The following is a 26,939-nucleotide window of genomic DNA, read 5'->3' on the forward strand; positions in this document are numbered from 1 at the left end:
GTAGTCCTTAATCCACGGCGCAACCATAAAGAAACAACCGGATATTTTGCCGGTACAGACTTTCCAAATACCCAATGGTCTCTTCTTCCGATTGGCCTTCCCTTTTTAGCGGATAGAAGAAAAATGGCATCATCACCAGCGCATTGAAGCTGTCTTTTAGCAAATCGACATCCAAGCTGGGATCAATAAAGCCTTTTTCCTGTAAAGTCGTAAATATCTTAATATGAAAAGCATCGGTATAGGACAAGATAGATTCATCAATATAGCTCCGGCGCGGCCCTTCATTAAGCACCAGAGTTTTATAGATGATACCCAGCAGCTCCGGATACTCGATATCCAGATAAAAGATTGTCATAAACAGCTCTTCAATCGTATTCCGGTTTGAAGAGGCTTTCTTGAGCTGGTCCAGCTTTTCAAAAAACGGGGCGTAGATATCGTCAAACACCGCTTTGTACAGTCCGGCCTTGTTCTCAAAATAATAGCTGATTAAGGCGACATCGACCCCAGCTTCCTCTGCAATTCTCCGGGTAGTGACCTTGTTATAGGAATACTTCATAAACAAACGCCTGGCTACATCAAGAATAACCTGCTGGCTACTGGGCAGCTCGGTTTCTTGCTTCGGACGACCACGGGATTTGGTTAAGGCATTCATGTTGTTACGTTTCCACTCAAATTTCAGGCACTACTCTAATTAGACCTTAACTAACAATCCTAAAACTAAGGGGCTGTTCAAACTTCCAGTATTAAGTGCCCAATTCTTCTAGAGAATTTGACACACATCAATGTTGCTATTTTCGTATTCATCAAAAGCCGGCCTTTGCGGAATAATTTACCCGGCCTAATGAGACCTGCATCAACCCAATTTCCCCTCTTGCTTCCTTAGAATAAATCTGAACAAAAAACATACAACCCAAAAATCATAAGTCGTCAGCGCCTTGGAATCAGTCCCTTAGGGCTGTGAACTCCCTACAGAACAAAAGAAAGGCAGCACAATCGATTAGCAACACCTCGGGACAAGATGGTTACAACAGGCGCTCATCTACTGGATGGAAGACGGAAAAGGAATCATTTATGACTACACCGAGCAATGAAAACAGTGCCCCCATCAGCGATCTCCCCAAAGACTCGCTGACTCAGTCTCAGCCCGAGCCCCAGCAGGGTTTCCTCGAGCGATATTTCAAACTTGCCGCCCATAACACCACGGCGTCAACCGAGGTTATTGCAGGTATCACGACCTTTATGACCATGGTGTACATTGTGTTTGTTAACCCGCAGATACTGTCTGCCGCAGGGATGGATCCCAGCGGGGTCTTTGTCGTGACCTGTATGATCAGTGCCATTGGCTGTATTGCCATGGGCCTGATTGCCAACCTCCCCATTGCCCTGGCTCCCGCCATGGGGCTCAATGCATTCTTCGCCTTCTCGGTCGTCGTCGGTATGGGCATCAGCTGGCAGGTCGGGATGGGAACCATCTTCTGGGGCGCGGTCTGCTTCACTCTGATGTCTGCCTTGGGTATCCGTTCCTGGATCCTCAGCAACATTCCCACCTGCCTGCGCATAGGGATCCCCAGCGGTATCGGCCTACTGATAGCACTCGTCGGCCTGAGCAATGCCGGTATTGTCGTTGCCAGCCCGGCTACTATGATCACTGTCGGCGATCTGAGCTCAATGCAGTGCGTGCTGGGTGCCCTCGGCTTCTTTATCATTGTGATCCTATCTTCACGTAACATTCATGCCGCAGTACTGATCTCTATTGTGGTCGTCACCTCCATTGCCGCCCTGATGGGAGATGTCGAATACACAGGTATCATCTCTATGCCGCCAAGCATTGAGAGCACCTTCGGCCAGCTCGATCTGGCAGGCTCGTTTGATATCGCCCTGGCCGGCGTCATTTTCTCCTTTGCTCTGGTCAGCCTGTTCGACAGCTCGGGCACCATGATTGGCGTCACCGAAAAGTGCGGTATTACCGACGAACGTGGCCGTTTCCCGCGCATGAAACAAGCCCTGATGACAGACTCCATCACCTCTGTCACCGGCGCTTATCTGGGCACCTCAACCGTCACAGCCTATATCGAAAGCTCTGCCGGGGTTGCCGTTGGTGGCCGCACCGGACTAACGGCCATTGTGGCCGGACTGCTCTTCATTGTGGTGATCTTCTTCTCCCCGCTCGCGGCAATGGTGCCGGGATACGCCGTGGCCGGCGCCCTGATCTATGTCGGGATCCTGATGTCTTCCGGGCTCGCCAAAGTCAACTGGACCGATATGACCGAAGCCGCACCGGCTTTTATCACCACCGTCATGATGCCGTTTAGTTTTTCGATCACAGAAGGGATCGCGACCGGCTTTATCACCTACTGCGTCATGAAAGCAGGTACCAACCGCTGGCGTGAAATCCATCCCGGCGTCGCTATTGTCGCCCTGCTATTCATCATCAAATTTGTCTTTGTCGACGGTCATTAATCAGGAATAAAAGGATGTCAAACCTCCAACACAAACATACCCAGCAACTTGACCGGGAACAGCTTGTTCACCTGCTGGCCGCCTTACGGAAAGAGCAAACCGCCGATCTCAAGCTGACCAATATCTCGGTACTTGATCTCGTCAACGGTGAGGTATCTCCCGGCCCCATTGTGATCGATCAAGGCTATATTGCCGCTATCGGTCCTGAGGCTGAGGAACTAACGGCCACACGGACCGTCGACTGCAAGGGCCAGATTGCCGTACCGGGATTTATCGACGGCCACATGCATGTCGAAACCTCTACCATGACGCCGTTCGAGTTCGAGCGCACCACCTTGCCACTCGGCACCACCAGCATCGTCTGTGATCCCCATGAACTTGTTAACGTAATGGGCAAACCGGGCATTGAGTGGTTCCTTCGCTGCAGCGAGATGATGCGACAGAACATGTTCGTTCAGGTGAGCTCCTGTGTACCGGCCGTTGCCGGATTGGATATCAACGGCAGCGACTTCACGCTGGATGAAATGCGCGCCTACCTCGACCATCCGCATGTATTGGGGCTGGCCGAAGTCATGGATTACCCGGCGGTTCTTAATGGTAGTCCTACCATGTTGGATAAGCTTGAAGCATTTAACTCGTTGAATATCGACGGGCATTGTCCTTTGCTCAGCGGCCGGGAACTGTCGGCCTATGTCGCCAGCGGGATCCAGAACTGCCATGAAACCACCAACTACCAGGAGGGAAAAGAAAAGCTGGCCAAAGGCATGGCAGTGATCATGCGCGAAGGGTCGGTAGCCAAGAACCTTGATGCGCTGGCACCGCTGATCACCGAGTTCAGCTCGCCATTGTGCCTGCTCTGTACCGATGATCGTAACCCCCACGAAATTGCCAAAGAAGGTCATATCGACTACATGGTCAGGCGGCTGATCCAGCATCATAAGATCAAGCCTCACCTAGCCTACCGGGTCGCATCATGGTCAGCTGCCCGGCACTTTGGTTTACAACGATTGGGACTGCTGGCTCCGGGTTATAAAGCTGATATCAATCTGGTCAAAAATCTCGATCAGGTCGATATCCAGCGGGTTGTGATTGGCGGGCAATTTGTCGACGAGCTGCACCTGGCCGATTCGGTAGCGGCCAAGCTAGATGCTTCTGTTCCCCCTTTGCAACCCACCCTGAAACATAAAGCGGTAACAGAAGACGAACTGGCAATTCCCCTGACAGCCGGTGACTACCATGTGATTGAAATCATCAAGGACGAGCTGCTGACCAATCACCTCGTTTGTCACTTTGACGGTAAGCAGTTTGATCGTGAAGGCATTAACAAGCTGGCTGTTGTCGAGCGCTATGGCCACCAACTGCCGCCCGCCAAGGGATTGGTAACAGGGTTTAGCCTCAATCAGGGAGCGATTGCAACCAGCGTCGGCCATGACTCGCACAATATCGTCGCTATTGGTGCCGATGAGCACAGCATGACTATTGCTATCAATCACTTGATCGCAATCGGTGGAGGCTACTGTGTGGTGCAAGACGGGAAAGTCTCTGCCGATCTCAAGCTTCCGCTGGGCGGGATCATGAGCCTCGACAGCTCAGAGGCAATAACCACGCAAATAGTTGCCCTCAAGCAAGCCGCACAAGCAATAGGCGTAGAGGTTGCAGAGCCGTTTGTTCAAATGAGTTTCCTCGCCCTGCCCGTGATCCCGTCGCTGAAGATGACGGTAAAAGGCCTGGTGGATGTCGATAAGTTCGAGCTCATTGAGCTTCGGCAGGAAACACCGCATAGCGCTGCCACTCACTAGAACCATAAAGTAGTGACAGGCACTGGCGACATTCATAGGAAATAAACGTACAGGAAAGCGTAAAAGAAAACAGGCCAGCCAATATCTTTGGCTGGCCTGTTCTATACAGACGTATTACTAAGTGAGTTTAGTTTGTCTCAGTTTCCTTGGAGAATGCCAAGCCCTTCTCGCCTTCTTTGCTGAAATCCTTGATTTCACCTGACTGTACACGGGCGATGAATGACTGTAGCTCTTTCTTCACAACCGGCATCAGGAAGTACAGACCGATGATGTTGAAGATAGACATAGCGAAGATAGCCGCATCCGAGAAGTCGATTACCGCACCGAAGCTAACGCTGGCACCGATAACCACAAAGCAACAGAACATGACTTTGTAGGCCAGCTCAGTACCTTTGCCTTCACCGAACAGGTAAGTCCAGGCTTTCAGACCATAGTAAGACCAGGAAATCATGGTTGAGAAGGCAAACATCACGACTGCTACAGCCAGAACATACTGGAAGATATCAGCAGTTTGGGTAAATGCCGCCGCCGTCAGGGTAACACCGCTCAGCTCACCGTTATTCATACCCGAAATAGTGATAACCAGCGCAGTCATTGTACAAATCACAACCGTATCAATGAATGGTTCCAGTACCGATACCAGACCTTCAGTTACAGGCTCCTTGGTTTTAACCGCCGCGTGCGCAATTGCTGCCGAACCCACACCCGCTTCGTTAGAGAACGTTGCACGTTTCATACCCTGGATAAGCGCACCGATGAAACCACCTGCTACACCTGCTCCTGTAAACGCACCTTCAATGATTTGACCGAAAGCATCGCCAATCAGTGAAGCATTGGCCACAAGAACAATCAGCGACATACCTACATAAATCAGGGCCATCGCTGGAACCAGCTTACCGGTTACTCGAGCAATCGACGGCATACCACCAATGATTACTGATGCCACCATACCCGCCATAATCAGACCTGTTACCCAACCATAGCCCTCAGGCAAACCAAGCGTCTGGACAATCATGGCATTGGCCTGGTTACCCTGGAACATGTTACCGCCGCCCAGCGCTCCCAGAATGGTCATAATCGCAAAGCCAACGGCCAGGCCTTTACCCAGACCGCCGAAACCACGCTCTTTCAGACCTCGACTCAGGTAGTACATTGGACCACCCGACACATCGCCATTTGGCAGTTCATTACGGTATTTAACACCCAGGGTACACTCACAGAACTTCGAGGCCATACCCAACAGACCACACAGGATCATCCAGAAAGTCGCACCCGGACCACCAATCGCCAGCGCCGCACCTACACCGGCAATGTTACCCAGACCGACCGTACCAGACAGTGCCGTTGCCAGCGCCTGGAAATGCGAAACCTGACCCGGCTCCTTGTTGTTCGGATCAGTAAAGTCTCCTTTGACGATTTTCACCGCCAAGCCAAAACGCTTGAACTGCACAAAACCGAAATACAGCGTGAAGATAATCGCAGCTACGAACAGCCAGCCAACGATGACCGGAAAGTTTGCCCCATTAACAGGCACCGATGTAAAAATTGTGTTCGCGAACCAACCGAGGTATTCGCTAAAAAAGTGATCGATTGCCTTATCAATTCCAACTTGCTCCCCCGCTGCGTACGCCGAAGAAGTAAACATGGTTAACGCTACAGCAAGATAACAACTAATTTTTGATATCATATTCCGTTCCACCTGTGTATTTATATTTTGTTGGCGGAACACAGCAGAATTTTTCACCATTCAGCACTGTGTTTACCTAATCACCAACATTTCCCTGTGGCGAAAAAAATTAGCAATAAGGAAACACGAACTCAACATACAACGCACTTAGGAAACAGTGTTTCCTGCTGTTGCGGAGAAGCTTTATACGATATATAACTGGTTTTATGACGCCGGCCAGCCCACACTGTTATCTTTTCATCTACACGTAGCGATTACCGATCTAATTACAATGCATTAACAATTCGTTAACCCAGTCACCTTTTGATACAGTTATCACTACTTCAACGTCGATGTAGTCAGTCACAAACACCAAAATATCCCTACTTTTTGGCAGACTTTTGTCCTCAGTCACCGCACTTTTCATGCTCCAGTAACCAGACTTTCAAATCCAGCCCGCCGGCATAACCGGTCAGCTTGCCGGAACTACCGATGACCCTGTGACAGGGAACAATAATCGGGATCGGGTTTTTACCGTTCGCGGCACCGACCGCCCTCACCGCCTTGGGATTACCGATACGGTTGGCAATATCGCCATATGAACACGTTTCGCCATACGGAATATGATTGAGCGCCTGCCAAACCTGGCGCTGAAAATCGGTGCCATTCATTTTCAGCGGCACGTCAAAATCTTGTATTTCACCGTTAAAATAAGCCACTAACTGCTCGCAACATTGGCGAGAAACGGCATTGGGCGTTTCGCTGCTATCCGGATTGGCATCAAACTCAATGGCCACCACCGCCGACTCATCGGTAACAATATTCAGCCAGCCGATTGGCGTCTGCAACAGTTGGTTGTTCATGACAAAGTGCTCCATAAATACAAAGTTAAATAACTGCGCCACGGGGCGGCGAGTGAATCGTCAATAAGGTTGGGTAATACGGCCAGCGCTTTTTTTATGCCCAAATCACTGACCAGATAAATATCAGGCTCGCTCAGCCCCCGCATCCTCATATAATCCACCGTCCACGGTCCGATGCCCGGCAAGGCCAACAAGCTTTTAGCGTCATCTAGCGGATTGTTTTCGGCAAAGACCGAGAAATTCCTCAATGTATCCCGCCTGCGTTGCGGCATACCAAGCTGTTCCAAATCAAACTGGCTAACCTGGGCCGGTTCGGGAAAATAACGATAATCACCATCATTGCGAGGACTAAAGTCCACGAACCGACTAACCAGATTACGTGCCGCCTTGACTGACACCTGCTGGCCGAGTATCGCCCGGATCCCGGCCTCAAACGGACTCCAGATCCCCGGCAGGCGAACCCCAGTCATTTCCAGCTGCTCGCAATCCATAGCCTGTAGCAACTGCTGCTCTATCAACAACGAGTCCGCATCCAAATCGAGGCAGCGGCGAATCGTCTTGATCACCCGGGGAAGATATTTCAAATCGCTAAGGTGTATCTCGACATGAAATACCGATTTCCCTTCATCATGCGTTGCGGTAAAGCGACCGGTACAGTCATCGTATTGAAAGGTCCGGCCGTAGCTTTTCTCATCCAGCCACTCCAGACCGGGGATCAGACGTGATGCGTAAAACTGGTGCAGATAGTTCCAGTTATACGGCGGACGGTAGGCAAGCGACAGGCAGATCCCTTTCCCAGCCTCAAGCGTCGACTTTTGCTGTTTGCGGATCTGGGACGGAGTCAGAGAAAACTGCTGCTTGAAACAGTCATTGAATCGACGAATGCTGTTAAAACCGCACGCCAACGCCACATCCGTTACCGGCATACGGGTATCATGCAACAGCTTTTTTGCCAGCAGGCATTGCTGATACAAACTGTAGGATTTGGGCGACAGGCCAACTTGCTCCACAAACAACTGGCGGAGATAGCGCTCGGTGATCCCCAACCTGTCTGCAAGGTGAGTAAGCGGTTGCTCCGCCAACGCTCCCTCATCAATAAGGCGTAGTGCCCGATTTAAGGTCGCATTCTTGCCCAGCCAGGCTGGCGAGCCCGGCGCACTGTCTGGTCGACAGCGCAGGCACGGCCGGTAGCCCGCGTTGGCCGCAGCAACCGCTGTCGGAAAATATTCGACATTCTTTTCTTTCGGTGCAGGAGCCGGGCAAATCGAACGGCAATAGATACCAGTGGTTTTTACTGCGGTAAAGAACAAACCATCATAACGGGTATCTCTGGCTAATCTGGCCTGCTGACATTGAAGTGGGGTCATATCCATGACTGAACTCTCGACGACTTATCTACTGCTAAGTCTAAAGACTTTCGGGAGCAAGACTAGCCAGAATCGGAACTGAACCCTGATTTAGTGTGTGCAATGAAACATCAGCAGGATACAATTCTGCACGTTTCAGACAAAAATCATTTAGAGTGTTAACTTTAAGTCTTCAACTCCCTATTAACACCAAAACACATATTAAGAGGGAATTGTTAAATAACTATCCACGTAAAATCTATTGCTAGTCTAATAAGCTATACGATTATCTACATAGCTTGTTAGACTACCTTACGCTGAATAACCGAACGATTGGTGAATTACGCCATGAAACACTGAGGCCCGTTATTATCAAATCGTACGGAAAACAACCTTAAGTCTGGATGTTTTCCGTTTTTAAGCGGTTCCAAGGAAACTGAGCCAAAGCTGCTTGGCAGCGCGGATACCCTACTCCTGATATTGTTCAAAAATGAATGAAAACTCATTCAAGAAAGATTCAATATCTTGATGGTCCGATTCACTTAGTGGGTAATCCGGCTTTCGGCAGTAATTCTTAGCTATAATACCTCGCTTCACCAATATCGCCTTTTCTACTGCAATGATGTACTCGCAATGAGTCATCCACTTACTAATGTATCTAAACAGCAAGGTGTGAAGAGCTTTGGCTTGTTGCAGTTCACCGTCTTGCCATAGATGGTAAATGGCGGTGTATATCTCGGTAAACGAGCAGCCCGGCATCACGCCTTTACCGCCGGTTTCGAGCATATCTAACATATACAAACCAGCGTAGCCGTTCATGATTATCGCATCGGGCAGTAACGAAAGTAGTTGCTGTGAATAGTTTACTGGCGGATTACACTCTATTTTAAATACCGCGTTTGGGTAACCATCGGTGATGGCTTTCATATCTTCTGGCGTAATTGGCAGTCCGGTTTCTGTTGGGGCGTATTGGAGCAAAACTGGAATATCAACCGCTTCAAGCACGCTTTGAATATGGTAAATAATGTGCTCATTACTTGGGTTCAAAAAGAACGGTGGTAATAGCATCAAACTATCAAAACCTTGTTGCTGGTACTCTTTTGCCTGTTTCACAGCTAGTTCAGTGGCATGCTCTGTTACCGAGACACAGCTAAACACTTGAGATTGCGCCGTAATCAACTTAAACCAATAAACGAGCTCTAGTCTCTCTTCTTGATTCAGCTTGTAAAACTCACTAGCAATCCCAAATAAAGTTAAGCCATTACATCCAGTTTGAACCAAATGCTGAACCAATCGCTTAAAGCTCTCAATATCAACTTCACCACTTTCATTGAACGGCATAGCCACAATAGGATTAACACCGTAAATATCTTGAGGTTTAAGCGGTAAAGATGGTGTGTGTGTTGAAGCTAAAGATGTCATTTCAAAATCGCTCCGTGGGCAGCGGAAGAAACGCGTTCACGGTACAAACGCAGAAAGCCTTTTGGTATTTCTTTATGTATCCTTTTCCATGTTGCTCGGCGCGCCGCGATTACGTTTTCATCAAGTTCTAGAGTAATCTCTCGCTTAGTGAGATCTATGGTGATCACATCGCCATCTTCAATCAGTCCAATCAAACCACCTTCGTAGGCCTCAGGTGAAACATGGCCGACAAAAAGTCCACGATTGGAGCCTGAAAAACGGCCATCCGTAATTAACGCACAACTTTCTGATAATCCCATGCCTTCAAGCAATTTCATTGGCTTATACATTTCAGGTAATCCAGCGCCACCCGTTGTACCTTCATAGCAAATCACCACCACGGTGCCTGATTTAATATCGCCTCGCATAATGGCATCTATTGTCGACTGCTCAGAATCAAACACCATGGCTTTTCCGCTAAAATGGAACATGGATTTTGGCACTGCCGCAGGTTTTGCTACCGATCCTAGAGGTGACAGGTTCCCAGTCAAAACACCGACACCAGACTCAAGCATAAAAGGATTGTCCAACGGACGAATCAACTCACGGTTGGTACTGTTAGCCACTTGCGCTAGACACTCACCTTTGCTGCCCGCAACCGTTATGGCATCAAGCTCTAATAACGGCGCGAGCTCTTTTTCTACCGCCGCAACACCGCCCGCTTCAAAGAAGTCGACCATATCATATTCTGATGCCGGATAGATCGAAGCCAATAACGGAACTTTGCGGCTCATTTGATCAAATACGTCAAGATCCAGCTCACCTAAACCAGCTTCATAATAAATTGCTTGTAAGTGAATAATGGCGTTGGTTGAACCACCTGTTGCCAACAAAGTGGTAATTGCGTTGTGTATCCCTTGTTTGGTGATGATTTTACGCGCAGTTAACCCTTCGGCGATCATCTCAACAATACGTTTGCCGCTCTGATAACCCACTTCGAGCCTTTGCGGGTGAATAGCGGGAATGGTTGAGGTCTGGGCCAAGGTCATCCCCAAAGATTCAGACAAACAACACATGGTGTTTGCCGTACCATACATGGTACAAGATCCTATGGTCGGCTCGGCAAGATCTTCGATTTTGCGAAACTCTTGCTCGTCGATCTGTCCTTTGTTTTTCCAACCAATCGCTTCGGTAACTATGTTGCCATCCCAGTGTTTGCCTGCATATTCTGCGGGATACATTGGTCCACCATTAACAAGAATGGCAGGAATATCCAGCCTTGCGGCAGCCATCAGCATTGCAGGAACAATTTTGTCGCACGAGCCGAGTAGCACCATGGCATCGAAGTTATGTGCTCTTACCATGATTTCAATCGATGCTGTGATCACTTCCCGTCCCGCGAGGATATAACGCATGCCGATATGCCCTTCGGCAATGCCATCACACGGGGCAATGGTACCAAAGGTCATGGCTGTGCCACCCGCATCTTCGATACCTCGGATCACTTCCGCCCCGACCACATCAAGGTTCGCATGTCCTGCGGTCGCATTGGTGTAACTATTAACCACCGCAATAATGGGTTTACGCAATGCGCTGTCCGTATGTCCCATTGATTTATACAGTGCGCGTTTTAGCGCACCGTCGTCGTCTTTTAAGATTTCATTGTGGTGAGGTACGCACACCCCTTCGCCACAAGAACCACATGATCCGCAATTACTCATAGTTACCACTCCGCAAACGAACCATCTTTATGGGTCCAGTGTGGGTTGCGCCATTTTGGTTGAGTGAGCGCTTTGTCGTGCTGAGCTCGCATGAAATTTTCATCGATTTCAATACCTAACCCCGGCCCTTCAAGGTTCAAGCAATAGCCTTCATCAAAATCAAACACCTCTTTGTTCTTGATATAATCCAATACGTCGTTACCTTTGTTGTAATGAATGCCGATACTTTGCTCTTGAATAATGGCGTTTTGACACGTGGTATCAATATGAACCGATGACGCTAACGCAATCGCACCTAATGGGCAGTGTGGTGCCAGCGCAACATCGTAAGCCTCAGCCATTGATGCAATTTTCTTAAGCTCCGTCAGCCCGCCACAATGACACACATCCGGCTGGATAATATCTACACCACCACGTTCCAATAATTGTTTGAACTCCCAACGTGAATGGAGACGTTCACCCGTTGCAATTGGAATCGCGCCGTATTGCGCTATCTCGTGAATACAATCAAAGTGCTCTGCCAAAACCGGCTCTTCAACGAACATTGGACGCATTGGCTCTAACTCTTTCATCATTATTTTCGCCATCGATTTGTGAACGCGACCATGAAAATCAATACCGATGCCGAAGTCTTTACCCATCGCATCGCGCAAGCCTTGAACGCGATCCAATAGCGCATCCACTTTGCTGAAATCATCAATAAAGTTAAGCTCTTCAGTGCCGTTCATCTTAATCGCATTAAAGCCAAGTTCTTTGCGCTCTTTTGCCATTCGTACCACGTCATCAGGTCGGTCGCCGCCAATCCATGAGTAGGTTTGGATCTTGTCACGACACTTGCCGCCAAGCAGTTGGTAAGCAGGTACATCCAGCGCTTTCCCTTTGATGTCCCACAATGCTTGGTCGATACCCGATAACGCGCTCATCATCACAGCGCCGCCACGATAGAAAGTGGCACGATATAAGTAGTTCCAGTGCAATTCGATATCACGCGGATCTTTGCCGATCAAGTATTCCATCAACTCATCAACACAAGCATGCACAGTATGCGTTCGACCTTCTAAGCACGGCTCCCCCCACCCGACAATGCCTTCGTCAGTGATGATTTTTAGATACCCCCAGCGTGGAGCAACAATGAATTTTTCGTAGCCAATAATCTTCATAATTCAGCCTTACTTAAATAATTCAGGGAGGAAAGTAATAACGCCAGGCATAAACACCAATGCTATCTGCACAAGCAACATACTAATTAAAAACGGAATAACAGCGCGAGTCAGCTGAACCATCGACGAGCCGGTAATACCTTTTGCAACAAACAAGTTCACCCCTACTGGCGGCGTAATGAGTGCCAGCTCGGTACCCACGATCAAGATGATACCGAAGTGGAATGGGCTAACACCTAACTCAACCAAGATAGGTAGGAATAACGGGGTATAAATTAAGATTTGCGCCGCGGTTTCTATGAACAAGCCAGTAAACATGATCAGCGCAACAAAGATCAGCAAGATGAGCGTTGGACTGTCGGTGACTTGTAATATCGCCTCACCGATCATTTGCGGGATCATGCTAATGGTGAGGTAGCGAGCAAAGGCTGTCGCAAAACCAAGGATGATAATGACGCAGCCCGTGGTTAACGCCGCACGCGAAACCGTTGGAATCAGATCTTCAAACCTCATTTCTTTATGAATAAAGAAACTGACAACCAAGGTGTAAATAACGGTGATACACGCAGCTTCTGTCGCAGTGAAGATACCGGAATAAATACCGCCGAGAATGATAACAGGCGTTAACAGTGCCCATTTAGCTTCAAGGAAGGTTTCTTTGACTTTTGATAGTGAGAAGTCTTCGTCCTGACCTTTATAACCGCGTTTTTTCGCAATCAAGTACACCGCTAAGATCAAACCAAAGCCGATCATACCGCCCGGTATAAAGCCTGCGAGGAACATATCACCAATCGAAATTTCAGCTGTCACAGCGTAGATAATCATCGGGATAGACGGTGGGATTAAGATCCCGAGCGAACCCGCTGACGCGGTTAGCGCCCCTGCAAAGTGGCGGTTGTAGCCTTTTTCTATCATCGACGGCACCATCATGGAACCGATAGCGGCAACCGTCGCTGGCGATGAACCAGAAATCGCAGCAAAGAACATACAAGCGACAACGGTAACAATACCTAGCCCACCAGCGGTACGACCAACCAAACTAGCGGCAAAGTTAACAATGCGTTTCGACAGCCCGCCCTTTTCCATCACAAAGCCCGCCATGATAAACATAGGAATGGCAAGGTAAGTAAATGAATCTAGTGAGGTGAAAGCAATTTGCGCAATAAATGAGATTGGAATATCAGCCAGCAATAATGCAAATGCCGTACACATACCAATACTGATCGCAATCGGCATACCAATCGCGAGCAATACCACAAAGACAAACATGGTTATTAGGAACACATCCATTATTTGTTTCCTCGCTCATCTTCAATTTTCTTTAATGCTTCTTCGGCTTCACTCGGTGCATATTCTTGCTCGAGTTTACCAGTCATTCGGCGGTATACACGTTGAACTAATCGCAGTGCAATTAAATAAAATGTGAAAGGAATAATTGCATATATCCAACCCACTTGCCATTCTAATGCTGGAGTAGTTTGTTCTAACGCTAACGCATCAACAGAAAGTTCTAATCCGTAATAACCAACCCAAGCCATAAAGCCAGCAAATGATAAATCAATAATTGAATCTAATACTTTTTTATTTCTTCCTTTGACGACGCCATCAATAACTTCAACACGTACGTGAGCTCCACGTACAACAGCTAAACTTGCTGAGAAATAAACTAATGCAATAAATACATAACGGGATAACTCTTCAGTCCACGACAGGGAAAAATTAAAAACGAACCTGAATAATATTTGCAAAAAGCACAAAATAATTAGCATAATAAAAAGGAAAGTACTTATATACTCCTCAATATTATCTAAGAATGAATTTTTTTTATCATCCATAACAGCACCATATTTTAATTATAGGGCTGCATTGCACAGCCCTTTTGGCAAGAACTTACTGTAGCTTCGTGACTTCTTCGGTCAGCTTCTTATATAGCTCAGGGTTAATTCTATCGGCATATTTTTGAACCACAGGTGCTACTTTCTCATGCATTTCTGCTTTTACCTCCGGTGAAAGTGGGGTATAAACCAAACCTGCATCAATCATACCTTGCAATGATTTCTCATCTTGGGCTTTCACCGATACACGCATATGGTTGATCGCTATTCGAGCCGCTTGCTGCATAGCTTGCTGTTCATCGGCTGTTAGGCCATCGTAGAACTTTTTACCCACGACAAACACAACCCAAGAATAAACGTGGCCGGTATCAGAAACGTATTTCTGTACTTCGTACAAACGTTGCGAGTAAATATTGGTGTATGGGTTTTCTTGACCATCAACTACCCCTTGCTGTAAGGATGAGAACAACTCAGAGAACGCCATTGGGGTTGGGTTCGCGCCTAATGAACGGAAAGCATCAAGGTGCGCTTTATTCTGCATGGTACGCAGCTTAAGACCATCCATATCTGCGATACTTTTGATTGGGCGAACATTGTTAGTAACATGGCGGAAACCAAAGTTACCATAACCTAAACCTACATAACCCGCAGCTTCTAACTTGGAAGACAGTTCTTGCCCCCATTCACCATCTACTACTTTATTGGCAACCTCATCATTGGGAAATATAAAAGGAAGGGTTAAAATATTAAAGTCTTTAACAATGTTACCAAGCACCGCTGGCGATGGCAGGTTCATCTGAACCGCATTAAACTTGATCTGCTCTAACGCTTCCTGATCATTACCTAACTGGTTACTTGGGTAAATTGTTACAGAAATATCAGTATTTTCTTCTACATACTGCTCAAATTTTTGCATCGCCGCATACTCAAAGTGAGATTCTGGCACCCCGATACCAATTCGCATCGTTTCCGCTTGAACATGAAGCGACATTGCCATAAAGGGGACAGCAGCTAGAGCAGCAATTTTACTTAGTTTCATAAGGTAACCTTTTGCTTTTCGTATGTTATATGGACATCCAACTGTCACGATACGCTTTTGCGCGTACGCTTAACTCTGAGAGCTTTATGCCCTTCTTATATAAGCCAGACCCTAAGCCAAATCCGTCTACACCAACATCTACGTACGACTTCATCTGCTCAACATCTGCCTCAATACCGCCAGTAGGACAACAAATCATCTCAGGAGGTAATACTGATTTGATTGCCTTCACACCTAATGGCTGAATCAGTTCTGCAGGGAAGAATTTCAATGCCGTTACACCACAATCAACCGCAGTAAAGGCTTCTGTTGCGGTTTGCACCCCAGAAAAAACAACGCAGTTTTTGGCACGTGCTGCGCGAATGACTTCTGGGTTCATATTGGGTGTAACTATTAATCGCGCTCCGGTTTCAAGCACAGGCATTAATTTACCTATATTGGTCACTGTTCCTGCACCAATAATGGCTTGATCACCATACGCTTCAACCAACATTTTGATACTTAATACCGCATTTGGTGAATTCAGTGGAACTTCGATGAATCTAAGTCCATTATCAATTAAAATGCCAGCAATATCTAAAACCTCACTCGGTTGCACACCACGTAATATTGCTATCAATGGTAACTCTTTAAACCATGGATTATTTTTTAATTCTTCAGTATTCATCGTTTTCACCACTGTTATAGATTTTTGTCATACCTTTTAGAAAACATTCATCACCATCAATAACATCAAAATCAATATTAAGGTAATCCAATGCAATTGCATAATTGGATGCCAGCTTTTGTGAGCCCACCAAATACAACTTACCCAACCAGTTTGATATAAAAAACTCGTGCCCAATCAATAATCCTGAGATATATGCATGAATATAGTGCTCACTAACTTGATTAAATAACTTAAATGTTCTGGCACTAAATAATACATGATTCAACGGATATTGATGACCAATATCTACACCTTTAATAAACGCATCTTTATTAAACTCTTGTGTCGGTAAAGATTTACCTAAGATACTGTGGTTCACCAAAACAGAGTACAGCTCCCCAGTCATTACTGTTGAGTAACTGTCTATATTTCCGTTAATCCAATGCGCATTCTTACTGTGTGTGCCAAATAATATGGCTTGAAAGTCTTCTTTTATTATTTCGTTTAAACCAATGAGCTGTATTTCCTCCCCTCGCATCACTTCGGGGTTACCAAACTGATTTATACAACTGACACCAGATACGATTTTTGCCTTATGCCCAGAAAGCAGCTCCACGCTATATGTGTTATTTGCTAAGTCTTGTACAGATGCTGGCGCTTGTACGTAGGGCACTTCTCGCCAGCCTTGCTGCGAACCCACCATGCCCGCCATGATCACAGGTAAATCACCGTAGCTATCATTCCAACGACTAATCAGCAAATCAAAAACCGCTGGAAACTGTGCCTGTGGCACAGAGAGCAGCCCCTTAGCCTGATCGATCCTATCTAAACACTCCCCGCCGTCTGACATTAAGAACGCTCTAAAATTTGTCGTTCCCCAATCTACTGCAATCCAACTCGGGTTCATCTCTCCTCCATGTACGACTATGATTGCAATCTTGTAATACAAGGTATTTCATTAAAAAAAGTAACACCTTGCTGTGTTAAATCTTCTTTAGAGCAAGTGGCTATATAAACGAAATAAGCGGGTCGCTCTTTAGCGAATTAGCTCTGTCCCTTTTAGTTTTTTGACCGTTTTCTCAATCGCACCCATGATAATTTCGCGCATCTTGTCCCTCGCCTCTTCAGACTTACGCATTCTGACTGCATCCATCACTTCATAGTGATCATCCAATGCTGGTTTACTCAGCAACACATCTTTCTCTAGGGTTCGAGAAAAAGACACTTCCATTGTGGTTGTTAAGGCATCCCCCAAAGAAATCAAAAATGGGTTTTTCGTTGCCAGCAACAACTGCTTATGGAAATCGATATCCCCCGTATTAATTTGCGTTCTGTCGTTTTGCTCTACGCCTTGCGCCATCATGTTATAGCTTCGTTCAAGCGCGGCGAGGTTATCCCCTGTTGCGTTCAACGCAGCTAGCGCGGCAGCATTCGGTTCAACCATCAAGCGAACTTCAAGTAAGTGCGGAATAAAAGTGTCAGAAGCTTTGTATTCTGTCACCCAACGCAGCACATCATGATCCAACCAATTCCATTTATCTGGCGTATTTGCCACACTGCCTACTTTCGGTGTAATGGTAATAAGACCTTTGCTTGCTAAGGTTTGCAAAGCACTTCGCACTGAAGTTCTTGAAACACCTAGTGATAGTGCTAATTCGTTTTCGCCTTTCAAATACTCACCAGCAGGCGTGTTTTCCTTTAAAATGTCACAAACTATTTGGTTTATCGCTAACGTTGATTTCGCTTTTGTCATTCTTGTATTCATTTACTAATTACTTGTAATACATGATAGAGCATTAATTGAACACCTACTGTGATCTATCTTCTACTTTCTAATTACAACGGATAATTAACTAGACGAGTTATTAGATAGCAAGACCAAGATTCGGGGGAGCTTACCTAGGTTCTCGATAATACAACCTATACATCGGTCGTTTGGTGCATCCAGACAAATGCAACTAGATTTACGCTCAGTTCAGGTAGTGAGAAGAAATAGCCCCCTATTAACGGAGGCGTTGAAACGTACGTCTTTGCGTTATAACCGTGCGTGATTATTTTTACTGCCTATCCGGCAGGACTTATTTCAGATATTTTGAGAATGAGCTACTTAAACTTCACCGCAGTGCCATAAACCAGAATTTCGGATGCGCCCTGCATAATCGCACTGGTTGTAAAGCGCATATTCACAATGGCATCGGCACCCATGGCTTCGGCTTCCCCGATTGCCCGGCTCAATGCCTGTTCGCGCGCTTCGGTAAGCATCTCGGTGTAGCCGCGGATCTCGCCGCCGAAGATGGTTTTGAAGCCCGCCATGATGTCACGGCCAACATGCTTGGACTGGACCACGTTTCCAGTGACGGTACCTAAAACTTCCTTAATCTCTCGATGGGCGACATCCGGTGTAGTAACACACAGCATAAATCCATTCCTTTTAATAAAAACAGTGTTTAAATTTTTTGACTAACAGCAAACAGAAAGGTTCAGCCCTTATCGGCCCAGGATCTGTTCCATCACCCAGCTCGTATGGGTTGCGGTCTTGCCAGTTGACGGGTGGCATCTCTGCTCTCGCAAATCCCTGTCGATGGCAGCCACATGGTATTGCTGAATATGTTTCGGGTTGTCGATAAACCGGCTCTGCTCACCATCTTGGTTGGCGAGACACACTGGCGCTTCGTCGAAGACAGAAAACATGATTTTGCCCTGGCTGCCAATGATCTCTACCCGATCTTCTCGCTTCGCCGAACCAAAGTTCCAGCTTCCCGATCCCGTGATGCCATTTTGATGCACCCAGCACCCCGTTACGGCATCATTTGCGGAGTATAGTCCTTGCTGATTAACCGCAAATCCGGAGGCGTGTTGTACCTCTCCCAGCAGATAGATCAGGAGATCAAGCCCATGGCTGGCCAGATCATCGAAATAGCCGCCGGCAGCAATAGTGGCATCAGTACGCCAGTTATAGTCACCGGATAAATCAAGAGGATTAGCTGGCTTGCTCAAATGCCAGCTGACATGGCGGATATCCCCAATCTTCCCGGCCTCGAGCCATGCCTTCACTTGCTGAAAACGCGGCAGGGAACGACGATAATAAGCCACAAACAAGGGAAGCTGTTGCTGTTCAAAAGCGGCAACAATGGCCTGGCAATCCTCATGACTCAGTGCCAGCGGCTTTTCGATACAGCACGGCTTGCCTGCCGCAGCAACCTTCTGGGCATAGTACCGATGGCTGTCAGGCGGGGTGGCAATATACACCGCATCGACCTCATCATCGGCGATCAACTGGTCGGCGTCTGTGTAGTATTTTTTTACACCATGGCGCGCGGCGTAGTCCCGGGCCTTTGCTTCATCACGGCGCATAACAGCAACCAGCTCGAACCCTTCGGCTTGCTGATAGGCCGGGCCACTTTTTACCTCGGTCACATTACCGCAGCCAATGATCCCCCAACGTATCGTTTTGTCTTGGTACTTGTTCATCTTACGCTCCTTCTATGACATACAGCATGCAGAACAAGTACCTACAAATCAATCAATTACTGCACCAATATAGGTCAAAAAACGCTGCCACGACTTATAGTCGGCCTTCTCACGGTAGTTATCCGAGCCGTAGACGGTAAAGGCATGAGGCGCGCCGCTATAGACGATCATCTCGTTATCAAGCGACGTCTTTTCCAGCTCCTGGGACAAGGCGGTAAAATCACTCATCGGAATGGCCTGATCGGCTCCGCCATGCATGATCAGCAGGCTGCCTTTGGTGTTCGAGTAATCCTGCCCCTTAGGCGTTTTCAATCCACCGTGAAAGGTAACGAACCCTTTCATCTCGGCACCAGAGCGGGCCATTTCCAGCACGGCAGCCCCGCCGAAACAGTAGCCCATGGCGACGGCATTATCAGTATTGCCCCCGAGCGAGTCGGCCATTGTCATGGCACCAATGAGTAATTCCCGCATTTTATTCCTGTCTTTATACAGTTCACCGGTATGCTGGCGTTTATCCTCAACCTTGGTCGGTCTCACCCCGGCACCAAACAAATCGGCGGCAAATACCGCGTAGCCTTCCTCGGCCAGCATCTGGGCCCGCTTGACCTCGTAATCGGTCAGGCCGTCCCAGTCATGTATCAACAGTACCAACGGCGCCTTGGCATCAGGTGAAATATAATACCCTTCGTAATCTTCGCCATTGACCTTGTAGCTCACAGCACGCCCTTCCGCCCAGGCAGGAAGAGAAAACAACAAGGTCATCACTATTGTCACAAGTTTGAGATTCATCGGCTCACCTTCTGTCAGTCCTAAATTCAGCACAGCTCTTTCAGTGTAGATGATTGGCAGCAGACGAAATGAAGTTGCCGAAGCGGATATCCCCCACTCCCACCTTAGACAGAACTTACTGATATCACTTTCAAAACCTGCACCTTGGCGGTGTTTGGGTATATACCCAAACTACCTCAAGATGCAGGATTCAGAGTGAGACCAGCGAACTCAGTTCAAGGAAAATGACGGTAGGAATGGCTATTCCCTTTCAACGTTATTTGACATAGAAATGGGTTCGCTGGCTCACTCCCAAAGGGCGAGTTTACTTGGCTTCTATGCGTTGTTACCGATTATTAATTTAGAACCACTAGATTTTCTAATCGGTGCCTAGCCTACAAGCCAAGTAATTCTCGCTGAAACGAGCATCTTGAGGTTGCTTGGGTATACTATTATTCGAATAACTCAAAAAATCAGGGATTGAAATGCCAGCCTTTTCAGAATTTATCAAACATGTCGGTCGCGGTGAGAAGGGCCGTCGTCCACTCACCCAGGAAGAAGCGCGCGAAGCGCTGTCTATGTACATTGACGGGAAAGCAGATCTGCTGCAGCTGGCCGTTCTGCTGATGCTGCAACGTGTTCGCTGTGAAACCGGCGAAGAAGCCGCAGGTTATATTCAGGCGCTACGTGAGCATATCGATGACGACTGGCAAGATCTCGATATCGACCTCGACTGGCCGTGTTTTGCCGGTAAACGACGCCAGCCGCCATGGCTGCTACTGGCGGCCAAATTGCTGGCTCAAAACGGTGTCCGGGTATTGTTGCATGGTCACGCCGCAGTCGACGCGATTAAATACCAGATAGAATCAGCCTGCCCGGCATTAGGGATCAGACAAGCCAATACCCCCGAAGAAGCCAAAGTCATCCTTGCTCACGATGATATCTGCTATGTCCCGCTGTCGGCCTATTGTGAGCCTCTGGTCGATCTCCTGGCACTACGGAACAAAGTTGGCCTGCGAACCCCGCTCAATACGGTGGCCCGCGCCCTGAACCCATCATCAGCAACCTTTGCTATCCACGGTATTTTCCATCAGGGTTATGAAAAGCTCCATGCCCAGGCAGCAGCATTGGTCGGCGATCCCAATATGGTGGCCTTCAAAGGCGAGGGCGGGGAAAGTGAACGCAGCCCACGTACTGCCTGCCGGATAGCCGGTGTCTCAAGCGGGCAGATTTATGAGGAGGAATGGCCGACATTTCTTGAAGGAGCCTCGGGCAAACACGGGGAAATCAGCGGCGAGTACCTGCAGAAAGTCTGGAGTGGCGAGGTGGAGAACAACTACGGAACCCATGCCGTCGTATCGACCATGGCCATTGTGCTAAAAATGATGCAGGTCTGCCCCAATCAGCAATCGGCCCTCATTCAGGCACAGCAATGGTGGGATACCCGTCACCAATAATAAGCCTCTCAATTGCCCGCCCTACCTGCGAGAAGAATAGGGCGGGTTCACTTTATACCGCGCAAAATGCCAATCAAATCAACAATCAAACAGTGAGGTGACTCATAATATAACCAGCATCACTGGGAACGCCCCTACATCATATGCAACTATAGCCATAATTTTGTAACCAACGGCTATATTGTCATGAACACCATCTCTTTTAAGTTAATTGACTGGGAAGCTCTATCGCCCGGTCTGACCGATCTCGATAAATGGAAAACCTGGGCCGAACTTGATATGACCTGGCCTGAAGATCCGCCTGCCGCCCCGGCCAATCTGATCCCGCCGATGATGCGCCGCCGCACCAGCAGCCTGAGCAAACTGGCGTTGCAAACCGCTCTCAGCCTGACCCAGGACAAGGACATCGACTACATCATTTTCGCCAGCCGCCACGGAGAACTAACACGTTCAATTCCGTTGATTGAGGAAACGTTGCAGGGAGAAAGCCCGTCACCGACCATTTTTTCCCAGTCAGTACATAACACAGCCTCCGGATTATTCACCATTGCGGCCAAACGTCCGGTTCCGGCCGTCTCACTGGCATCCGGCGCGAACACGCTGCATAGTGCCCTGATTGAAGCGGCTGCCTACCTGGCTGAATTTCCGAGCCATACCGTACTGGTCGTTGATTTTGACGAGCCGCTCCCCGAGCCCTTCCGCGATTTTGACCATGGCAAGTACCATGGCTATGCCTTAGGGTTACTGTTAACTGGCGGTAACGACTACCAGCTAAGCTGGGAGCCCCAGAAAGCGCCAATGTCCCCTATCTATCCGCAAACACTCACGGTGATCAACCAACTGGTCGGTAATGACTCTGCCTGGACGATAGCGACCGGATCACAGCTGTGGCATTGGCAGCGATCCATTACGTAAATCACGATATACAGCAATGACTACCAACATTGTTAATTGACTCGAATTTATTGCCTCTAGCGGTTTTGAATTAAAGTCGTTATGGCACAATTTGAATGCGAAACACGTTAAATCAATAACTTAAATAAATAATCAGGAATCAGCTGGCTATGGAACAACTACATACCGAACTCAAGAAACTCATCATCAACTCACTCAACCTTGAAGATATTACCGTCGATGATATCGGCACCAACGACCCTCTGTTTAATGACGGCCTGGGGCTGGATTCAATTGATGCGCTGGAACTCGGGCTGGCTATCAAGAAGCGCTACGGCATTGCCATCAATGCCGATGATAATGATGCGCGACAGCATTTTGCCTCGGTCGCCACTCTGGCAGAATTTATCTCTGCAGCCAAGGTCGCTTAATTAGCTTTACAGCAGGAATGCCGTTAGGTAGTCACTCTCCCTGACGGTATTCCTCATCGTTATTCTTTTTTTTCCAGAACTTCCCCCAAAACATCCTGTTGATTACTTAAACAACCAAACTTCTCCGTGACAAGACTCGAAAAACACTCCCCAACCAATACGCAACCCAGCGCATAACATATACGATGATCGAACCGTTAATATCGCTATAAGCGCTTAATATTCTTACACTTAGGTGGAAAATCAACATGACTGTACATACTCAAGACTCTATCCTCTTTGGTGCCGATCGTCTGACTATCGAAGATGTTATCGACATTGCCAACGGGGCACCGGCAGCATTAAACAGCTCGCCAGAATTTACGAGCAAAATTGACCGGGGAGCGGCTTTTCTTGAGCGCCTACTAAAAGAAGAAGGAGTGATCTACGGTGTCACGACAGGTTACGGAGACTCCTGTACCGTTGCGATCCCGCCCGAGCTGGTCGACGAACTGCCACTCCACTTAACACGTTTCCATGGCTGCGGTCTGGGTGAACACCTCGACCACCAGCAGGCCCGCGCCGTACTGGCAACCCGTCTATGCTCACTCTCACAAGGCGTTTCGGGCGTCAGCCGTGACCTGCTGAATCAGATCGTGGCCTTGGTCAATCATGACATCTCACCCCGTATTCCGCAGGAAGGCTCGGTCGGCGCCAGCGGCGATCTGACTCCGCTGTCCTACCTTGCCGCTGCCCTAATCGGCGAGCGTGAAGTACTCTATAAAGATGAAGTCCGCCCGACGGCAGAAGTCTATGCCGAACTCGGTTTGAGCCCAATCAAGCTCAAACCAAAAGAAGGGCTGGCATTAATGAACGGCACATCGGTCATGACTGCACTGGCCTGCCTGGCTTACAAGCGTGCCGAGTATTTGGCCCAGCTAGCCACCCGTATCACCTCTATGGTTACAGTTGGTATCCAGGGGAATGATTTCCACTTTGACGAAGCATTATTTGACGTCAAACCTCACCCTGGACAGCAGCAGATTGCCAGCTGGTTACGTGCTGATTTGCAAGCAGCCAAGCCACCGCGCAACAGCGACCGCCTGCAGGATCGCTACTCGCTGCGCTGTGCGCCGCATGTCATCGGTGCCCTGCAAGACAGCCTGCCATGGATCCGCCAGCTGATTGAAAACGAGCTCAACAGTGCAAACGACAACCCAATCATCGACGGTGATAACGAGCGCGTCCTGCACGGTGGGCATTTCTACGGCGGCCACATCGCCATGGCGATGGATACACTCAAGACAGCTATTGCCAACATTGCCGATCTGCTCGATCGCCAAATGGCTCAGCTGATGGACTACAAGTTCAACAATGGCCTGCCATTCAACCTGACGGGCGCGACCGGCAGCCGCAAGCCAATCAACCATGGTTTCAAGGCTGTACAAATCGGTATCTCGGCGTGGACGGCCGAAGCGCTTAAACACACCATGCCAGCCAGCGTGTTCTCGCGCTCAACAGAGTGCCACAACCAGGACAAGGTCAGTATGGGCACAATAGCCTCACGTGACTGCCTGCGGGTACTTGAACTTACCGAGCAAGTCGCATCAGCCTCTCTGCTAGCCGCTACCCAGGCATTGGAGATCCGCAAACAACAGGGTGAACTAAATAACAGTCATCTGAGCCCTGCCTTACAGGCAATGCAGAGCTCAATCCTCAAAGACTTCGAAGTGGTTAACGAAGACCGCCCACTAGAAGGTGATCTGCGCTTGTTCATCACCAAGATCCAGCAGCAGTCCTGGAAAATGTTTGACTAAGTAATTACCTACTCACTTTATAGTTATTGTCGATGCTGCCATTCAGGTTGCCAGGCATAAGAAAACACCGGGCAAATGCCCGGTGTTAGTTTACTTATTCATGCGCCTTGTTCGAACAAGAGACAAAGCTATATTCTTATCTCAGCCTTATCTGGGCACTCGGATCGTCGATCGTAAATTTGTTCACCTCATCCACCAGCTCGGTCATCCGCAGTTTCACCAGCTCCATCTCTTGTTGGATATCAACAATCGTCTTTTTGGTGTTGTCAGCCATTTCCAGCAACTCATCGACATCAGTATCGACACTTTTCGCCGTTTGCGATTGCTCATTGGAAGCAGTAGCAATGCTGGCATTGAATTCCGCTATCTCGTTGACCGTCACAATCAGGTTTTCGACTAGCGACTTGGTATCAGAGACGACTTCCTGAGTCTCGTAGCTGGCCTCACGGCTCTGCTGCATATTATCGAAAGAGTCCTTGGCATTTTGCCCGATGCCGCTCAGCAACTGGCGAATATCCTCTGTCGACTGTTTGCTGCGCTGGGCCAGCGTACGTACCTCGTCAGCCACAACTGCAAAACCGCGCCCCTGCTCACCCGCACGTGCCGCCTCGATAGCTGCGTTCAATGCCAGCAAGTTGGTCTGCTCGGAGATGGCATTAATGGTATCGAGAATTTCCGACACATTACCCATCTGCTTCTCCAGTATCTCGATACAGTCGAAGGTCTGGTTCACACTCTCCAGCAATGTGGTCGTCGACGTAAATGATTGCTCACTATGCTTATGGCATGCCTCGGCATTGTCTTTCACCGAATCCGTTCCGCGCTGGGCATCGACGGTTATCTCGGCAACCTGCTCGCTGGTCTGGGCCATTTCTGTCATTGCGGTAGCAATGTTGTCGCAGCGCAAGTGAGTCTGCTCACTGGCATTGTGGGCCTGGTTGACCAGAGTCACCATCGCCACCATTTCTTTTTCTGTCTGGCTGGCCACCTGATGCGCCTTGTTCAGCGTTTCACCCAGGCTCACCGCCAGATGGTCAAAATGCTGGGCAATTTCACCAAACTCATCCCGATTTCCATCCGACAGACGAATAGTCAAATCCTTATTTGACGCCATCTTGTCTAGCTGTGCCGTAAAGCTCTCGACCCGACGGCGCACATTGTTCACCACCCGAATGGTCAGCAGGATCAATGGCAGCACAATCAGCAACGTCACGGCGATATATACTATCCGCATCATGCTGGCATCGGCGCTGTCCTGAATAGCCTTGTCATTGATGTCCGCTGCTAGACTGTCACGTACCTTTTTCACCATACCGATACGCTCTGTCGCCAGCGCAAACCAAGCCGATGCTTCAGGCCCGTTAACCGTCGACAGGTTATTTTTCTGGGCCAGGTACTGCTGCTGAATATCCATCACCTGTTGCCAGGTTGAGTTACGGGTAATTTCCTGAAGTTGCTTAAGATGCTCACCGGTCAGCAACATCTTCGCCTGTCTTAGCGCATAGCTTTCCGCTTTAATGTAGGTTGAGATCTGCGCATACCTGTCTAGCGTTGATTTTTTCCCTGCGAAAGTACCATTTAATGCTCCTCGCGCCATACCGGCCTGCTCTTTGATAACCAATAAAGACAGCAACCCTTGTAGCTCTTGCTTGAGCTCACGGTTACTCACCAGCGACATCACAATCGCTAGGTTATCCAGCGACAAACGGTTCACGTTCGAGTAATACGCAAAGGGAGAATCAACCAGATTAAGGCTGTCTACCTGAGAGCGAATATTTTGCCGCTTGTCCAGCTGCGCCTTGACCTCGCTCAGCAAGGTCGATACCACGGCAGGATCCAGACTTTCAGGGCGAAACGCCAGCAAGCTATTGTAGGCATCATCTGCAACATCACGCTGTTTTTGCAGAGCGTCACGCTGCTTACCTTGCCCTTTTGCCGCAATCACACCGGCAGTAAGCCCACGTTCAACTGCAAACTGGTGCGCGACATTATCATAAAGGTTAAACAGCGCTACCGTTTCCTGGGAAAGCTCGGCATTAATAAGCTGTTCATTGGCATTTTTGATTTGTATCCCAATAAAAATAAGTAGCAAAAGAGTAGGAATAACGAAGACGGTAATCAGCGTCGTTCGAATATTCAGAGCACGGGTAGGGTTAAACATGATGCAACCTTAACGTTATAAT

General features: G+C 48.3%; 23 protein-coding genes. 6 read left to right on the forward strand and 17 right to left on the reverse strand.

Annotation, left to right across the window (positions count from 1 at the left end; genetic code table 11):
* Positions 1 to 7: 7 nt before the first annotated feature.
* Positions 8 to 652 carry a TetR/AcrR family transcriptional regulator gene (locus EIZ48_RS14885; RefSeq protein ID WP_160652907.1) on the reverse strand — a complete coding sequence of 215 codons (645 nt, stop codon included), beginning with the start codon at positions 650 to 652 and terminating at the stop codon, positions 8 to 10.
* Positions 653 to 1,071: 419 nt separating this feature from the next.
* Here EIZ48_RS14885 and EIZ48_RS14890 point away from each other — a divergent pair, with 419 nt between their 5' ends.
* The gene (locus EIZ48_RS14890; protein ID WP_160652910.1) at positions 1,072 to 2,460 is read left to right on the forward strand and encodes an NCS2 family permease; all 1,389 of its coding nucleotides are present in this window, start codon (positions 1,072 to 1,074) and stop codon (positions 2,458 to 2,460) included.
* A 14-nt stretch (positions 2,461 to 2,474) separates the two neighbouring features.
* Positions 2,475 to 4,259, forward strand: a complete 1,785-nt coding sequence (gene adeD / locus EIZ48_RS14895) for an adenine deaminase (protein ID WP_160652913.1) — start codon at positions 2,475 to 2,477, stop codon at positions 4,257 to 4,259.
* Between the two features lie 127 nt (positions 4,260 to 4,386).
* On the opposite strand, the gene EIZ48_RS14900 is transcribed toward adeD, so the two are convergent.
* The 15 genes from EIZ48_RS14900 to EIZ48_RS14970 form a co-directional block, all read right to left on the reverse strand.
* Positions 4,387 to 5,946: an alanine/glycine:cation symporter family protein gene (locus EIZ48_RS14900; protein ID WP_160652916.1), complete on the reverse strand. Its 1,560-nt coding sequence runs from the start codon at positions 5,944 to 5,946 to the stop codon at positions 4,387 to 4,389.
* Positions 5,947 to 6,332: 386 nt separating this feature from the next.
* On the reverse strand, positions 6,333 to 6,788 hold the full coding sequence (locus EIZ48_RS14905) for a methylated-DNA--[protein]-cysteine S-methyltransferase (protein ID WP_160652918.1): 456 nt from the start codon (positions 6,786 to 6,788) through the stop codon (positions 6,333 to 6,335).
* A complete protein-coding gene (locus EIZ48_RS14910; RefSeq protein ID WP_160652921.1) occupies positions 6,785 to 8,161 on the reverse strand; it encodes a DNA-3-methyladenine glycosylase 2 family protein in 1,377 nt (458 codons plus the stop codon). The genes EIZ48_RS14905 and EIZ48_RS14910 overlap by 4 nt, the downstream gene beginning before the upstream one ends.
* A gap of 441 nt (positions 8,162 to 8,602) precedes the next feature.
* Entirely contained in the window at positions 8,603 to 9,556 is a 954-nt protein-coding gene (locus EIZ48_RS14915; RefSeq protein WP_160652924.1) for a dihydrodipicolinate synthase family protein, read from the reverse strand.
* A complete protein-coding gene (gene ilvD / locus EIZ48_RS14920) occupies positions 9,553 to 11,256 on the reverse strand; it encodes a dihydroxy-acid dehydratase (protein ID WP_160652927.1) in 1,704 nt (567 codons plus the stop codon). Before ilvD ends, EIZ48_RS14915 begins: the two co-directional genes overlap by 4 nt.
* Before the next feature lie 2 nt (positions 11,257 to 11,258).
* Complete coding sequence (gene dgoD, locus EIZ48_RS14925) at positions 11,259 to 12,416, reverse strand: galactonate dehydratase (protein ID WP_160652930.1); 1,158 nt, start codon at positions 12,414 to 12,416, stop codon at positions 11,259 to 11,261.
* Positions 12,417 to 12,425: 9 nt separating this feature from the next.
* On the reverse strand, positions 12,426 to 13,706 hold the full coding sequence (locus EIZ48_RS14930) for a TRAP transporter large permease (RefSeq protein WP_160652933.1): 1,281 nt from the start codon (positions 13,704 to 13,706) through the stop codon (positions 12,426 to 12,428).
* Complete coding sequence (locus EIZ48_RS14935; RefSeq protein ID WP_160652935.1) at positions 13,706 to 14,251, reverse strand: TRAP transporter small permease; 546 nt, start codon at positions 14,249 to 14,251, stop codon at positions 13,706 to 13,708. Before EIZ48_RS14935 ends, EIZ48_RS14930 begins: the two co-directional genes overlap by 1 nt.
* 55 nt (positions 14,252 to 14,306) lie before the next feature.
* Complete coding sequence (locus tag EIZ48_RS14940; RefSeq protein ID WP_160652938.1) at positions 14,307 to 15,290, reverse strand: TRAP transporter substrate-binding protein; 984 nt, start codon at positions 15,288 to 15,290, stop codon at positions 14,307 to 14,309.
* A gap of 25 nt (positions 15,291 to 15,315) precedes the next feature.
* Entirely contained in the window at positions 15,316 to 15,957 is a 642-nt protein-coding gene (locus EIZ48_RS14945; RefSeq protein ID WP_160652941.1) for a 2-dehydro-3-deoxy-6-phosphogalactonate aldolase, read from the reverse strand.
* Complete coding sequence (locus tag EIZ48_RS14950) at positions 15,947 to 16,846, reverse strand: 2-dehydro-3-deoxygalactonokinase (RefSeq protein WP_160652943.1); 900 nt, start codon at positions 16,844 to 16,846, stop codon at positions 15,947 to 15,949. The genes EIZ48_RS14945 and EIZ48_RS14950 overlap by 11 nt, the downstream gene beginning before the upstream one ends.
* A 129-nt stretch (positions 16,847 to 16,975) precedes the next feature.
* Positions 16,976 to 17,692 carry a FadR/GntR family transcriptional regulator gene (locus EIZ48_RS14955; RefSeq protein WP_160652946.1) on the reverse strand — a complete coding sequence of 239 codons (717 nt, stop codon included), beginning with the start codon at positions 17,690 to 17,692 and terminating at the stop codon, positions 16,976 to 16,978.
* Positions 17,693 to 18,042: 350 nt separating this feature from the next.
* A complete protein-coding gene (locus EIZ48_RS14960) occupies positions 18,043 to 18,357 on the reverse strand; it encodes a heavy metal-binding domain-containing protein (protein WP_160652949.1) in 315 nt (104 codons plus the stop codon).
* A 69-nt stretch (positions 18,358 to 18,426) separates the two neighbouring features.
* The gene (locus EIZ48_RS14965) at positions 18,427 to 19,410 is read right to left on the reverse strand and encodes a Gfo/Idh/MocA family protein (protein ID WP_160652952.1); all 984 of its coding nucleotides are present in this window, start codon (positions 19,408 to 19,410) and stop codon (positions 18,427 to 18,429) included.
* 48 nt (positions 19,411 to 19,458) lie between these two features.
* Positions 19,459 to 20,172 carry a dienelactone hydrolase family protein gene (locus EIZ48_RS14970; RefSeq protein WP_240152980.1) on the reverse strand — a complete coding sequence of 238 codons (714 nt, stop codon included), beginning with the start codon at positions 20,170 to 20,172 and terminating at the stop codon, positions 19,459 to 19,461.
* Between the two features lie 491 nt (positions 20,173 to 20,663).
* Here EIZ48_RS14970 and EIZ48_RS14975 point away from each other — a divergent pair, with 491 nt between their 5' ends.
* The 4 genes from EIZ48_RS14975 (at position 20,664) to EIZ48_RS14990 (ending at position 24,756) form a co-directional block, all read left to right on the forward strand.
* Positions 20,664 to 21,635, forward strand: a complete 972-nt coding sequence (locus tag EIZ48_RS14975; protein WP_160652960.1) for a glycosyl transferase family protein — start codon at positions 20,664 to 20,666, stop codon at positions 21,633 to 21,635.
* Positions 21,636 to 21,821: 186 nt separating this feature from the next.
* On the forward strand, positions 21,822 to 22,550 hold the full coding sequence (locus EIZ48_RS14980; protein ID WP_160652963.1) for a beta-ketoacyl synthase chain length factor: 729 nt from the start codon (positions 21,822 to 21,824) through the stop codon (positions 22,548 to 22,550).
* A gap of 149 nt (positions 22,551 to 22,699) precedes the next feature.
* On the forward strand, positions 22,700 to 22,960 hold the full coding sequence (locus tag EIZ48_RS14985) for a phosphopantetheine-binding protein (RefSeq protein WP_075766624.1): 261 nt from the start codon (positions 22,700 to 22,702) through the stop codon (positions 22,958 to 22,960).
* 248 nt (positions 22,961 to 23,208) lie between these two features.
* The gene (locus EIZ48_RS14990; RefSeq protein ID WP_160652965.1) at positions 23,209 to 24,756 is read left to right on the forward strand and encodes an HAL/PAL/TAL family ammonia-lyase; all 1,548 of its coding nucleotides are present in this window, start codon (positions 23,209 to 23,211) and stop codon (positions 24,754 to 24,756) included.
* 136 nt (positions 24,757 to 24,892) lie between these two features.
* Here the strand turns inward: EIZ48_RS14990 and EIZ48_RS14995 are convergent, their stop codons facing one another.
* On the reverse strand, positions 24,893 to 26,917 hold the full coding sequence (locus EIZ48_RS14995) for a methyl-accepting chemotaxis protein (RefSeq protein WP_160652968.1): 2,025 nt from the start codon (positions 26,915 to 26,917) through the stop codon (positions 24,893 to 24,895).
* Between the last annotated feature and the right edge of the window lie 22 nt (positions 26,918 to 26,939).

Source organism: Photobacterium alginatilyticum (assembly GCF_009910675.1).
In the GTDB taxonomy this organism is placed as follows: domain Bacteria; phylum Pseudomonadota; class Gammaproteobacteria; order Enterobacterales; family Vibrionaceae; genus Photobacterium; species Photobacterium alginatilyticum.

Bases quoted from the DNA above. Each gene is read 5' to 3' on its own strand.
- EIZ48_RS14885 (WP_160652907.1), bottom strand. From the start codon at position 652: ATGAATGCCTTAACCAAATCCCGTGGTCGTCCGAAGCAAGAAACCGAG.
- EIZ48_RS14890 (WP_160652910.1), top strand. From the start codon at position 1,072: ATGACTACACCGAGCAATGAAAACAGTGCCCCCATCAGCGATCTCCCC.
- adeD (WP_160652913.1), top strand. From the start codon at position 2,475: ATGTCAAACCTCCAACACAAACATACCCAGCAACTTGACCGGGAACAG.
- EIZ48_RS14900 (WP_160652916.1), bottom strand. From the start codon at position 5,946: ATGATATCAAAAATTAGTTGTTATCTTGCTGTAGCGTTAACCATGTTT.
- EIZ48_RS14905 (WP_160652918.1), bottom strand. From the start codon at position 6,788: ATGAACAACCAACTGTTGCAGACGCCAATCGGCTGGCTGAATATTGTT.
- EIZ48_RS14910 (WP_160652921.1), bottom strand. From the start codon at position 8,161: ATGGATATGACCCCACTTCAATGTCAGCAGGCCAGATTAGCCAGAGAT.
- EIZ48_RS14915 (WP_160652924.1), bottom strand. From the start codon at position 9,556: ATGACATCTTTAGCTTCAACACACACACCATCTTTACCGCTTAAACCT.
- ilvD (WP_160652927.1), bottom strand. From the start codon at position 11,256: ATGAGTAATTGCGGATCATGTGGTTCTTGTGGCGAAGGGGTGTGCGTA.
- dgoD (WP_160652930.1), bottom strand. From the start codon at position 12,416: ATGAAGATTATTGGCTACGAAAAATTCATTGTTGCTCCACGCTGGGGG.
- EIZ48_RS14930 (WP_160652933.1), bottom strand. From the start codon at position 13,706: ATGGATGTGTTCCTAATAACCATGTTTGTCTTTGTGGTATTGCTCGCG.
- EIZ48_RS14935 (WP_160652935.1), bottom strand. From the start codon at position 14,251: ATGGATGATAAAAAAAATTCATTCTTAGATAATATTGAGGAGTATATA.
- EIZ48_RS14940 (WP_160652938.1), bottom strand. From the start codon at position 15,290: ATGAAACTAAGTAAAATTGCTGCTCTAGCTGCTGTCCCCTTTATGGCA.
- EIZ48_RS14945 (WP_160652941.1), bottom strand. From the start codon at position 15,957: ATGAATACTGAAGAATTAAAAAATAATCCATGGTTTAAAGAGTTACCA.
- EIZ48_RS14950 (WP_160652943.1), bottom strand. From the start codon at position 16,846: ATGAACCCGAGTTGGATTGCAGTAGATTGGGGAACGACAAATTTTAGA.
- EIZ48_RS14955 (WP_160652946.1), bottom strand. From the start codon at position 17,692: ATGACAAAAGCGAAATCAACGTTAGCGATAAACCAAATAGTTTGTGAC.
- EIZ48_RS14960 (WP_160652949.1), bottom strand. From the start codon at position 18,357: ATGCTGTGTGTTACTACACCGGATGTCGCCCATCGAGAGATTAAGGAA.
- EIZ48_RS14965 (WP_160652952.1), bottom strand. From the start codon at position 19,410: ATGAACAAGTACCAAGACAAAACGATACGTTGGGGGATCATTGGCTGC.
- EIZ48_RS14970 (WP_240152980.1), bottom strand. From the start codon at position 20,172: ATGACCTTGTTGTTTTCTCTTCCTGCCTGGGCGGAAGGGCGTGCTGTG.
- EIZ48_RS14975 (WP_160652960.1), top strand. From the start codon at position 20,664: ATGCCAGCCTTTTCAGAATTTATCAAACATGTCGGTCGCGGTGAGAAG.
- EIZ48_RS14980 (WP_160652963.1), top strand. From the start codon at position 21,822: ATGAACACCATCTCTTTTAAGTTAATTGACTGGGAAGCTCTATCGCCC.
- EIZ48_RS14985 (WP_075766624.1), top strand. From the start codon at position 22,700: ATGGAACAACTACATACCGAACTCAAGAAACTCATCATCAACTCACTC.
- EIZ48_RS14990 (WP_160652965.1), top strand. From the start codon at position 23,209: ATGACTGTACATACTCAAGACTCTATCCTCTTTGGTGCCGATCGTCTG.
- EIZ48_RS14995 (WP_160652968.1), bottom strand. From the start codon at position 26,917: ATGTTTAACCCTACCCGTGCTCTGAATATTCGAACGACGCTGATTACC.